At 67.1% G+C, this 12087-nt stretch carries 9 protein-coding genes; 6 read left to right on the forward strand and 3 right to left on the reverse strand.

The annotated features are described in order from the left end of the window. The first annotated feature begins 18 nt into the window (after positions 1-18). The gene (locus NX784_RS22960; RefSeq protein WP_258819009.1) at positions 19-1926 is read left to right on the forward strand and encodes an XrtA/PEP-CTERM system amidotransferase; all 1908 of its coding nucleotides are present in this window, start codon (positions 19-21) and stop codon (positions 1924-1926) included. A gap of 9 nt (positions 1927-1935) precedes the next feature. Then, positions 1936-3273 carry a putative O-glycosylation ligase, exosortase A system-associated gene (locus NX784_RS22965; RefSeq protein ID WP_258819010.1) on the forward strand — a complete coding sequence of 446 codons (1338 nt, stop codon included), beginning with the start codon at positions 1936-1938 and terminating at the stop codon, positions 3271-3273. On the opposite strand, the gene NX784_RS22970 is transcribed toward NX784_RS22965, so the two are convergent. Together NX784_RS22970 and NX784_RS22975 are read right to left on the reverse strand one after the other, a co-directional pair. Further along, positions 3270-4499 (reverse strand): pyridoxal-dependent decarboxylase, exosortase A system-associated, encoded by a 1230-nt coding sequence (locus NX784_RS22970; protein ID WP_258819011.1) that lies wholly within the window; start codon positions 4497-4499, stop codon positions 3270-3272. The genes NX784_RS22965 and NX784_RS22970 overlap by 4 nt on opposite strands. Then, on the reverse strand, positions 4496-6064 hold the full coding sequence (locus tag NX784_RS22975; protein WP_258819012.1) for an acyl-CoA ligase (AMP-forming), exosortase A system-associated: 1569 nt from the start codon (positions 6062-6064) through the stop codon (positions 4496-4498). Before NX784_RS22975 ends, NX784_RS22970 begins: the two co-directional genes overlap by 4 nt. Positions 6065-6391: 327 nt before the next feature. On the opposite strand from NX784_RS22975, the gene NX784_RS22980 reads away from it, so the two are divergent. Genes NX784_RS22980 through NX784_RS22990 form a run of 3 tightly spaced genes read left to right on the forward strand, consistent with a single transcriptional unit; the run spans position 6392 to position 9654 of the window. Continuing rightward, complete coding sequence (locus NX784_RS22980) at positions 6392-7279, forward strand: hypothetical protein (RefSeq protein WP_258819013.1); 888 nt, start codon at positions 6392-6394, stop codon at positions 7277-7279. 48 nt (positions 7280-7327) lie between these two features. Then, the gene (locus tag NX784_RS22985) at positions 7328-8563 is read left to right on the forward strand and encodes an aminotransferase class I/II-fold pyridoxal phosphate-dependent enzyme (RefSeq protein ID WP_258819014.1); all 1236 of its coding nucleotides are present in this window, start codon (positions 7328-7330) and stop codon (positions 8561-8563) included. Next, entirely contained in the window at positions 8506-9654 is a 1149-nt protein-coding gene (locus NX784_RS22990; RefSeq protein ID WP_258819015.1) for a GNAT family N-acetyltransferase, read from the forward strand. The genes NX784_RS22985 and NX784_RS22990 overlap by 58 nt, the downstream gene beginning before the upstream one ends. Here NX784_RS22990 and NX784_RS22995 read toward each other — a convergent pair. Beyond that, positions 9608-10618 carry a polysaccharide deacetylase family protein gene (locus tag NX784_RS22995; protein WP_258819016.1) on the reverse strand — a complete coding sequence of 337 codons (1011 nt, stop codon included), beginning with the start codon at positions 10616-10618 and terminating at the stop codon, positions 9608-9610. The two genes, NX784_RS22990 and NX784_RS22995, sit on opposite strands and share 47 nt — an antisense overlap. 194 nt (positions 10619-10812) lie before the next feature. Here NX784_RS22995 and NX784_RS23000 point away from each other — a divergent pair, with 194 nt between their 5' ends. Then, positions 10813-12063 (forward strand): glycosyltransferase family 4 protein, encoded by a 1251-nt coding sequence (locus NX784_RS23000; protein ID WP_258819017.1) that lies wholly within the window; start codon positions 10813-10815, stop codon positions 12061-12063. The last annotated feature ends 24 nt before the right edge of the window (positions 12064-12087 follow it).

Raw genomic sequence — 12087 nt, forward strand, 5'->3', positions numbered from 1 at the left:
CAAGCAAGAAAGCAAATCATGTGCGGAATAGTCGGAATCTTTGACACCCAGGGCAACCGGGAGATCGACCGCGAAGCGCTGCGGCGCATGAACGAGAGCCAGCACCACCGCGGTCCCGACGAAGGCGAGCTGTATCTGGAAAAGGCGCTGGGCATGGGCCACCGCCGCCTGTCCGTGATCGACGTGGCCACGGGCCAGCAGCCGTTCCTGAACGCCGCGCGCGACGTGGCCCTCGTCTTCAATGGCGAGATCTACAACTACCGGATCCTGCGCGACGAACTGATCGCGCTGGGCCACGTGTTCCGCACGAAGTCGGACACGGAAGTCGTCATGAACGCGTGGCTCGCGTGGGGCGACGATTGCGTGCGCCGCCTGCGCGGCATGTTCGCGTTCGGCGTGTGGGACCGCAGGAAGCAGACGCTGTTCCTCGCGCGCGACCACGTGGGCGTGAAGCCGATGTTCTATTCGCTGCTGCCGAGCGGCCTGTTCGTGTTCGGCTCGGAACTGAAGTCGATCATGACCTTCCCCGAACTGTCGCGCAAGCTGAACCCGCGCGCCGTCGAGGATTACTTCGCCTACGGCTACGTGCCGGAGCCGAACACCATCTTCCACAACGCCTATAAACTCAGCCCCGGCCACTCGATCCTGCTGAAGGTCGGCGACCGCGCCGTCCAGCCGAAGCGCTGGTGGGACCTCGCGTTCAACGTCGCGCCGGCGCGGCCGGAAGCGGACGTCGAGGCCGAGCTGATCGACCGCGTACGCGAAGCGGTGAAAAGCCAGATGGAATCGGAAGTGCCGCTGGGTGCTTTCCTGTCGGGCGGCGTCGATTCCAGCGCCGTCGTCGCGATGATGGCGGGCGCACGGGACGGCTCGGTCAGCGAAGGCGTCACCACGTGCTCGATCGGCTTCGACGATCCGGAATTCGACGAGACGCAGTACGCGATGCAGGTCGCGCAGCGCTACCGCACGCACCACCACGCGCAGATCGTCGACAAGGACGACTACGGCCTGATCGACACGCTGGCGCACCTGTACGACGAACCGTTCGCCGACAGCTCCGCGATCCCGACGTACCGCGTGTGCCAGCTGGCGCGCCGCCACGTGACGGTCGCGCTGTCGGGCGACGGCGGCGACGAGAATTTTGCGGGCTATCGCCGCTACCGCTTCGCGATGGCCGAGCACAGCGTGCGCTCGAAGGTGCCGGAAGCGATCAGGAAGCCATTGTTCGGCACCCTGGGCAGCCTGTATCCGAAGGCCGACTGGGCGCCGCGCGTGTTCCGCGCCAAGACGACGTTCGAGGCGATCGCGCGCGACCTCGTCGAGGGCTATTTCCACGGCGTGTCGCGCCTGACCGACCGCCAGCGCAACCAGCTGTTCTCGGACGGCTTCAAGAGCGACCTGCAAGGCTACCGCGCGATCGACGTGATGCGCGAACACGCCGCGCAGGCGCCGACGGACGACCCGCTGTCGCTGATCCAGTACCTCGATTTCAAGACCTGGCTGCCGGGCGACATCCTCACGAAGGTCGACCGCGCGAGCATGGCCCATTCGCTGGAAGTGCGCGTGCCGCTGCTGGACCACGAGTTCTGCGAATACGCGGCGACGCTGCCCCCGAGCCTGAAGCTGCGCGGCGGCGAAGGCAAGTACATCCTCAAGAAGTCGCTCGAGCCGCATCTGCCGCACGACATCATGTACCGGTCGAAGAAGGGGTTCTCGATTCCGCTGGCGGCCTGGCTGCGCGGCCCGCTGCGCGCCGCCGTGCGCGAGGCGGTGCTGGGCGCGCGCCTCGTCGATACCGGGATCTTCAACCGCCGCTATCTGGAAAAACTGGTGGCCGAACACCACGCGGGCACCGCGGACCACAGCGTGGCACTGTGGTCGCTGATGATGTTCGACGCCTTCCTGCGCGTGAGCGCGGGCACTTGAGGACGCAGCATGCGTGACATATTCCTGCTGATCGTGATGCTGGCCAGCATCCCCTACACGCTCAAGCGCCCCGTCGTGGGCGCGCTGATGTACGCCATCTTCAGCCTGATGAATCCGCACCGGATGACCTACGGCTTCGCCGGCACGTTCCCGTTCGTGATGATCATCGCGGTGGTGACGCTCCTCGCGACGGTGGCCTCGAAGGAAGAGAAGAAAGTCCCGTTCCTCCCCGTCGTCATCCAACTGCTCCTGCTGGTCTTCTGGGTCACGCTGACGTCCGTATTCGCGCTGAACTCGACCGGCGCCTGGGACGAATGGACGACCGTGATGAAGACGATGCTGATCGTGGTCCTGACGATCGCCGTCGTGCGCACCGTCAACGACGTCAAGGCGCTCGTGCTGACCGTCGTGCTGTCGCTCGGCTTCTGGGGTTTCAAGGGCGGGCTGTGGACCATCGCGACCGGCGGCCACAACGGCCTGCTGGGCCCACCGGGAACCTACATCAGCGACAACAACACGCTGGCGCTGGCGATGATCACGAGTATTCCGCTGATGGTGGCGGCGGCCTCGTTCGCGCCGACCAAGTGGACGAAGCGCGCGGCCATCGGCGTCGCGGTTCTCACCGGCGTGTCCGTCATCGGGTCCTATTCGCGTGGCGCGTTGCTGGGCGGTGCCGCGATGATGTTGTTCCTGTGGCTGAAGTCGCACTCGAAGCTCAAGACCGGCCTGATATTCGCGCTGGTCATTCCGCTGCTGCTGGTGGCGATGCCGCCCGCGTGGATGGAGCGCATGCATTCGATCGACAATTACCAGCAGGACGCGTCGGCGATGGGCCGCCTCAACTCGTGGGGGTTCGCGATCAACGTCGCCAACCACCTGCCGCTCGGCGGCGGCTTCGCCACGTTCACACCGAAGATCTTTCAGATTTACGCGCCCGATCCGACCGTGTTCTACGTCGCCCACAGTATCTATTTCCAGGTGCTGGGCGAGCACGGCTACATCGGCCTGTTCCTGTACTTGCTGTTGCTTCTCTTCGCGTGGCGGACCGGATCGCGCATCGTACGCAAGTGCGGCACGAATCCGGAATATGCCTGGGCCGCGACGACCGCCCGCATGTGCCAGGTCAGCATCATCGGTTACATGACGGCGGGTGCGTTCCTCGCGATGGCCTATTACGACCTGCCCTATTACGTGCTGGCGATCCTCGTCTGCCTCGAGAAAGTCTTGTTCATCGCACCGCAGCCGGACAACACGCCGCCGCTGCGCCTGCCGTTCCTGTCGCGCAGCAAGCAGCAACGCGATGCGTGGAAGCGGCCGGAAGCAGCGGCCGCGCCCCGCAAGCGCTAGACGAGCACTTCCAGCGCCGCCGGGTGCCCGAGGAAGGCGCCCGGGCTGGCGGACGGGCCGTAGGCGCCCGACTGGAACACGACGATCAGGTCGCCGACCTGCGCATGCGCCAGCTCCATGCGGTCGGCGAGGATGTCGAGCGGGGTGCACAGCGGGCCCGTCACGCTGGCCGGGCCGCTGTCCACGGGCGCCACGCGGTTGCCCACCGCGACCGGATAATTCTTGCGGATGACCTGCCCCAGGTTGCCGGAGGCGGCCAGGTGATGGTGCATGCCGCCGTCCGTCACGAGGAACACTTCGCCGCGCGATACCTTGCGGTCGACGATACGCATCACGTAGATGCCGCATTCGCCCACGAGGTAGCGGCCCAGTTCCAGCGCCAGTTTCGCCTGCGGCAGCGCGGCCGTCAGTTTGTCGAATTCCGGTGCGAGGCGCGCGGCGATCGGTGCCACGTCCAGCCTCTCCTCGCCCGGGAAATACGGGATGCCGAAGCCGCCGCCGATGTTCACCTGGCGCACGGGCACCGGTGCCGCGTCGGCCAGGCGCAGCGCGAGATCGATGCTCTTCGCCTGCGCGTCGATGATGGCATCTGCGCGCAGGCTTTGCGAACCGGCGAAGATGTGAAAGCCCTGGAAGTCGACGGCGAGCGTGCCCGCCATGCGCAGCAGGCGCGGCACCTCTTCCGCGTCGATGCCGAACGGCTTGGCGCCGCCGCCCATCTTCATGCCGGATGATTTCAGTTCGAAGTCGGGATTCACGCGCAGCGCGATGCGGGGCGCGACGCCGAGCGCGTCGCCGATGCGCGCGAGGGAAACCAGTTCGCGTTCCGACTCCACGTTCACGCACACGCCGGCCGCGACGGCCTGCGTCAGCTCGGCCTCCTGCTTGGCCGGTCCCGCGAAGCTGATGCGCGCGGGCGCCATGCCGGCGTCCAGCGCCGTCTTCAATTCGCCACCGGAGGCGACGTCGAGGCCGTCGACGAGGCCCGCCATGTGCTGCACGAGCGCCGGCATCGGGTTCGCCTTGATCGAGTAGTGCAGCAGCACGCCTTGCGGCAGCTGGGCGCGCAGCTCCCGCACGCGCTCGGTGCACAGCGCGCGATCGACCGCGAAGAACGGCGTGCGGCCCACGCGCTGCGCGAGCCGGGTCAGCGGGATGCCGCCGACCTGCAGGACGTCGTCGACGACGGGAAAGTGGATCTGCGGCGCGTGGCGCGGTTTGTTCATGAGGTCTGGTTCGCTTGCAGGGTTTGCCGCAGCAGGTTGCGGTCGATCTTGCCGTTCGGGTTGCGCGGCAGCGGACCTGCGCGCAGGTCGACGCGCGCCGGCACCATGTATGCCGGCAGGCGGCGCTTGCATTCGGCCAGCAGGGCGGCGGCATCGAGCCCGGCATCTTCCACGGGCACCGCGATCACGGCGATGGCGTGGCCCAGCTGCGGATGGTCGATGCCGAACGCGGCCACCTCGGCGACGAGACCCGTCGCGTGCAGCACGGATTCGATCTCGGTGGGGCTGATGCGGTAGCCGGACACCTTGATCATGTCGTCGCTGCGGCCGATGAAGTACAGGTAGCCGTCGGCGTCGCGGCGCACGGTGTCGCCCGACCACACGGCCAGCTCCGGCACGGGCAGGCCCGGATCGTGGCCGGGCGCGGCGCGGAAGCGCTGCGCCGTGCGCGCCGGGTCGTTCCAATAGCCCAGCGCCACGAGCGCGCCGCGGTGCACGAGTTCTCCCGGTTCGTCCGCATCGCACGGTGTGCCGTCCGGACGCACGACGAGGATCTCCGCGTTCGGGATCGCGCGGCCGATCGAATCGGGACGGCGCGCCACCTCGTCCGGCGGCAAATACGTGGAGCGGAACGCTTCCGTGAGTCCGTACATCAGGAAGATCTGCGTGGCGGGCAAGGCTTCGCGCAGCGCGTGCACGGTGGGCACGGGCATGGCGCCGCCGGAATTCGTGACGAAGCGCAGCGTGCAATCGGCGGGCCACGCGAGGCGCGCCAGCGCAATCCACAGCGGCGGCACGGCAGCGAGGCCCGTGATGCGCTCGCGCGCGACCATCGCCACGATGTCCTTCGGGAACAGGTAGTTCATCAGCACGACGCTGGCGCCGCACAGGAACGCGGTCGTCAGCTGCGACAGGCCGTAGTCAAAGCTCAAGGGGAGCACGGCCAGCAGGCGGTCGTCGGCGCGCAGGCCGAGGTAGCTGGCGACGCTCTGCGCGCCCGCCACCATGTTCCGGTGCGACAGCACGACGCCTTTCGGCTGGCCCGTGCTGCCGGACGTGTACAGGATCGCGGCGACGTCCGTGTCGATGCGGCGGTGCGGCGTGCAGGTTGCGGCCTCACGCGCGGGCCACGCCAGCACGGGCGGCGCGGCCTGGGCGGGCAGCGCGTCGCCATCGGCCAGCAGCACGGTGCGCAGGTCGGGACAGCGGTCCAGCACGGGCGCCAGTTGCGCGAGCCGTTCGGCCGTCGTGGCGAGCAGCCGCACGTTGCAGTCGGCGAGGATGTACGCGACCTGCTCGGGCTTGAGCAGCGGATTGACGGGGACGAAGACGCAGCCGGCGGCCGCGGCGCCGAACATGGCGGCCACGTTCTCGATGCGCTTTTCCATGTACACGGCCACGCGCGCGCCGGGTTCCAGTCGCGCGTCGAGCAGCAGCGCGGCGACGGCGCGCACTTGCGCCGCCAGCTGCGCATAGGTGCAGCGCTTGTCGCCATACGCGAGCGCCTCGGCAGCGGGCGTGCGCGCGGCGCTGTCGAACAGGGAATCGTGGATCAGATGGTTCATCGCTGCCAAGGTTCTGCCCACAGCGCGGATGGCTGGCAGGGCGTGGTCGGGCAAATGCCCATCTTACCAGTTCGGGCCGCGCGAATGGAACAGCTGACGGTCCGGCGTGGCCTTCCGGCGACTCGCCCAGCGGCGCGACCGGCCGCCTCGTCACAGTGTTGCCGCCGTATTCACCGAGCGAGTGGGCCGGGCGATCGTTAACTTTACACGACAGATGGTTCACCGAATTTTTGCAGGGGTGGACTCACAAATACCGGCCTGTTAGTATCTTTTTGTCTACACGCTAGACATTCCCGAGAGTGCATCCCCCTGCCAACGATAAAAACCATGGCGCCCCAACAAATCCTGCTGTTCCAAACGACCGATCCCGTCCACGTCAAGAAACGCCTGCTGCGGTTTCGCGAAGCGTTCCTCCGCCTGGGACCGAATTACGAATTCGCCCTCGTGTCCTATCTTCCCAACGCCAAGACGGAAGTGCGCAAGGTCGACCTGGACGGCGTGCGCATGGACCATTACGTGTTCAGCGAGGACGCCGTCGACACGCTGGCGTACCCGATCAAGGGCGCGGCGCGTCCGTTCCGCCTCATTCCCGGCAACTGCGACCTGATGGCCCTGCTGGCCCGCAAGGCGGCGCCGCAGTACGCGCAGTACTGGGTGATCGAGGACGACGTCGAGTATTCGGGCGATCCGTACGAGCTGCTCGCCAGCCTGGACGGCCGCCGCGGCGACCTCCTTGCGACCCACCTGGCGCACGGCTATGACGGCTGGACGTATGCGTCGATGCTGCGTTCGCCCGGCGGCGACGTCAAGCCGGCCGACACGTGGCTGGTCTTCCTGACGTTCTTCCGGATCAGCGGCGAGGCGCTCGACACGATCGACCGCTACTACCGCGACGGCTGGTCGGGGCACAGCGAAAACATGTGGGCCACGATCCTCAAGCACGCGGGGATGGACGTCGTGGACTTCGGCGGCAACGGCAAATACGTCGCGGACGAAGACCGCAACAAGCGCTACTACGGCTTGCCGAACGACGGCTTCCAGAAGAACGGCAGCTTCGGCACGATGAATATCCGCCTGTTCGCCGGCCGGCGCAAGGACGTGCTGTGGCACCCGATCAAGCCGCCCAAGGTGTGGGTACGCCAGAACTACAAGCGCGTCGTCTCCATCGCCAAATGGCATCTCGGCAGGTTCGGCGTCGGCGCCCAGAAATCCTGACGGCGCCTGCGGCGCGGCCGTCCACCGGGCACATGGTATAGTCAAAGCATGCACGCCACGACCGATCGGCCGGCCGCACGCCGTCCCCTGATTCCCCACGTTCCGATCCTGTCACTCGACGCATTCGGTGGCGGGCGCCGCGCTGCGCTGCCGTCGCTGCTGGACGGTGCGGACGTGCTTCTCGTCACCAGCGGCCGCATCGCCATCGGCCTCGCGCTGCGCGCGCTCGGCGTGGGCGCCGGTGACGTCGTGCTGGTGCCGGCCTACCACAGCCCATCGATGATCCCACCCTCGCACTGGTGCGGCGCCGAGGTCGCGTTCTATCGCGTGCTGCCCGACACGGCGCCCGACCTGGCCGACATCGAGGCGAAGATCGGCACGGGCCGCGTCAAGGCAATCATCGCCACCCATTTCTTCGGCATCCCACACGACCTGGCGCCGCTGCGTGCGCTGTGCGACCACCACGGCATCGGCCTCGTCGAGGACTGCGCCCACGCGTTCTTCGGCGCGCGCGACGGGGTGACGATCGGCAGCACGGGCGATTACGCGATCGGCAGCACGATGAAATTCTTCCCCGTCTATGAGGGTGGCTGCCTCGTGTCGCGGCGCCATCGGCTCGACGTCGCCTTGCACGGCGCAGGCGCCGGCTTCGAAATGAAAGCGGCGCTGAACACGCTGGAAGCCGCCTTCGCCCACGGCCGCCTGCCCATGCTGCGCATGCTGCTCGCGCTGCCGCTGCGGCTGAAAAGCGCGCTGTGGCGCGCCGTCAAGGCACGCGGCACGGCGGCCGGTGCCGAGACCGGTGCACGGGCTGCCCCGCTCGCGCCATCGTCGTCGGACAGCAGCTTCGAGTTCGACGCGCGCTGGGCCGACAAACGCTCGTCCTGGTTCTCGCGCGCCGTGCTGCGCCTGGCGTCACCCGCGCGCATCGTCGCACGCCGCCGCCGCAACTATCTCGAGCTGCAGCGCGCGCTGGACGGCGCGCCCGGCTGCCGCCCCCTGTTTGCGCGCCTGCCCGACGGTGCATGTCCGTGGATGTTCCCGCTGCTCGTCGACCAGCCGCAGGCCGTGGCCGAGATGCTGGTACGCGCCGGCGTACCGATCACCCGCTTCGGCGCCACGTTGTGGCCCGGCGTCGACGCGAGCGTGTGCACCAACAGCGCGGACCTCGGCCGGCGCCTGATCGCCTTCCCCTGCCACCAGGCGCTGACCGACACGGAGCGCGCGTGGCTGCACGCGCAGGTACGGCAGGCGCTGGAAGCCTGCGCGGCGGTGCCGGCATGAGCTGGACCGTCGTTCCCGCCACCGACTTCGCGCGCCACGCCTCGCGCTGGCAGCGCCTGCATGCGGCAGGTCCCGCCTCGCCCCTGCTCGACGTCGATTTTGTCCAAGCCCTGCTCGACGTGTTCGGCACGGGCCGGGACATGCTGGCCTGGCACGGCGATGCCGATGACACGGACGCGATGACGATCGTCACGCCCGGCCGGCTCGGCGCCTGGAACACGTTCCAGCCCGCGCAGGCGCCCGTCGGGCTGTGGCTGCAACGCGATACCCGTCCCGCCGACGGCCTGCTGGCCGGCCTGCTGCGTGCCCTGCCCGGCCCCGCCTTGATGCTGGGCCTCACGCAATGCGACCCGATGCTGATGCCGCGCCCGGCCTTTGACACGCCCAGCGGCGCGCGCAGCTTCGACTACATCCGCACCGCCCGCATCACCTTGCAGGGCGGCTTCGACGACTACTGGAATGCACGCGGCAAGAACCTGCGCAACAACCTGAAAAAGCAGCGCAACCGGCTGCGCCAGGACGGCATCGCCACGCGCCTTGAAGTCGTGCGCGAACGGGAGCTGATGGCCGGCGCCGTCGCCGACTACGGCAAACTCGAGACGACGGGCTGGAAGGCCGCCGAAGGCACGGCCGTCGCCGCCGACAACGACCAGGGCCGCTTCTACCGCGCGCTGCTGGAAGCCTTTGCCCGGCGCGGCGCGGCCAGCGTGTACCGCTACTGGTTCGACGGGCCAAGCGGCCCGCATCTCGCCGCGATGGACCTGTGCGTGGAAGGCGGCGACTGCATCGTGATCCTCAAGACGGCGTACGACGAGGCGCTGGGACCGCAGCTGTCGCCCGCGCTGCTGATGCGCGAGGAAGCGACGCGCGGCCTGTTCGACGAAGCGCGTTTCGAGCGCATCGAATTCTATGGACGGGTGATGGAATGGCACACCCGCTGGACCGACGAGATCCGCACGATGTACCACTTGAACGGCTACCGCTGGCCGCTGCTGGGCCGCCTGCACGCCCTCGCCGCGCGCGACCGGGGCGGCGAGGCGGACGTCAGCGCTGCGCCGCCAGCGCCTGCCGCAGCTGCGACAGGCTCATGAACTCGCCGCCGACCTCGTCGCGGAACCAGGCGCAATAATCGTGCACTGCGGCGATCAGACGTTCCAGATCCGCCGCGCTGCGCACATAGGGCGTATGGCCCGGCATCATCGACGGGCTGTGGTACGTGAGTGAAAACACTTGGCAGCCGCCGCCCAGCAGAGCGCCGGTCAGGCGGCGCATCTCGGCGCCGCTCGCCACTTCCGGACTCAGGCGCACGCGCTCGAGCGCGCGCGTACGCGCCAGCACGCCGCCCAGCCGCGCGCGGCGTCCCCAGCGGCCCTGCGCGGCGTCGTACAGGCGCGGCCCGACACCGCGCAACCAGCCGCAATACCCCGTCGTCACCGGCAGTTCGAGCAATTCGCGCTGCCCGGCGCGGAACCAGTACGGATGCTCATCGAAAGCGCGGAAATCCGGCCCGCCGTCTTCCGTGAACGCGCTGTACGGGACGACGCTCGCATCGACGTCGTAGCCGAGCGAGGCGATCGACTCGGCCGTGTGCGGCCCAAGGCCGTAGCGACCGGCCTTGAACGCGAGGGGCTGCCTGCCGAAGGCGTCGGCGATGGTCTCGGTGAGGAGGCGCAGCTTGTCGTACTCGAGCTGGCGCGGCAGGTTGCCGCCGTAGGAATTGAAGTCGGACAGCGTCTCTTCGTACGGCGGCGATACCCACGGATGCAAGTGGGCGCCGATCTCACAGCGGCCCGCGTCCAGCAAGGCGCGCAAGGTGGCGACGGCGGACGGCGTCGTCGCGACGGGCCAGTCGACCATGTACGTGGGAACGATGCCGAACTTGTCGAACACGCGCGCGTGCATCAGCGGCTGGCTGGCGATCGACGTCGTGCCGATGGCGCTGCGGTTGAACGGTTGGTCCCAGGCGAATTCACCTTCGGTGTCGACGATTACGAGCAGGACCGGACGCTGTCCGGGTGCCAGTTGCGCAGGCACGTGCTGAGCTTTTTTCAACATCGCTTTGAATTCTTGCGGCCCGTATCGATGGCACCGAGCGCGCATGGTCGATAACGTTCCACGTGAAGATGCCGCGCTAAGGTGTTGCCGTTAAAAGTATTGCAATACTAGCACAACGCGCTTGTCGCTCGGAAATCAATCGTGTGACGGCACGGCCGTTTCTCGCCTGAACGCATGTCGCGCAGTGTTTAGAAATGCCAAGCGGGTGCGCACGATTACGTTGCGCCGCAACATGCAAAATTCATGAATGGGCTATAATTTGTGTCAATTATTGCAATATTGCAACAAATACAGGGGACTGTGTGACAATGTTGGAAAGGCCATGCGTCGTGTTCACCATGCGTTATCCCGACGATACCGGTTACGTATGGAATTTCACGGCCGCAGTGCGCGACCGGGCCAGCGCCCATCTGCGCGAACGGGCGGACGTCTATATGGCCTTTCCGAAACTGTCCGGAAATCCCAGCTACCAGACTAAGCATCTGCAACCGGTGGAGCTCGATTTTTACGACAACACCCCTCGAGGCCGCACCGCGATCGAACAATTCGTACGCAGTCACAACGTCAAAGTGGTCGTGTTCATGAGTGCGTTTTCCCACACCGTGTGCCTCGACCTGCTGCGCCGGCTGGGTGTGCGCACGCTCAACACGGAAAACAACGGTTTCGATCCACGCCGACGCGACGGCGCGCTCAAAAAGGCGGCGAAATACGTCGCGCGGCGTGTGTTGCGTCTACAACAGCACGACTTGCACCTGGCGAATTCCGCTGCCCAGGAGGATTTCCTGCTGCGTTATCAGATGCTGCCGCGCGACAAAGTCGTACTGATGCGCAACTCGGTCGACAGCGTCAAATACCAGCCGGGCGACCGGGCCGTCGCGCGCGCGCAACTCGGGCTCGATCCCGACCGCTTCTGGCTGCTCGCCGTGTCGCAGGCGCGGCCGGAAAAACGGCTCGAGCGTATCCTGCACGTCGTGCGCGAAGTCATCGATGCCCGCCCGGACCGCCGCATCGGCTTCATCTACGTGGGTGATGGCGAGCCGGCCGCGGCATGGAAGCAGGTAGCGACACAGCTCGGCCTGGACGACGTCTGCATGTTCGCCGGCCGCCAGGACCATCTGGTGCCGTATTACCACGCCGCCGACCTGTTCGTGCACGCGGCCGAGCGCGAAAGCTTCGGCAACGCGATCGTCGAGGCGATGGCGAGCGGCCTGCCCGTCGTCGCGAGCGCCGCGCTGGGGCCGAAGGAAATCATCCTCGACGGCAAAACGGGCGCCGTCGCCGGCGTGGACGACTTCGTCGGCTTCAGGCAGGCCGTGCTGCATTATGTGGACAATCCGGAAATAACAAAAATGCATGGAAAGAACGCGCGTGCTCACGTCGATACCGCATATAATGTTGTGCGTCAAAGCAAGGAGTTCGCCGCACACATCGAGCGATTCTTGTGATTACCCGACAAACACATCGCATCC

The sequence above is a fragment of the Massilia pinisoli genome, from assembly GCF_024753285.1.
Classification (GTDB): Bacteria; Pseudomonadota; Gammaproteobacteria; order Burkholderiales; family Burkholderiaceae_D; genus Telluria; species Telluria pinisoli.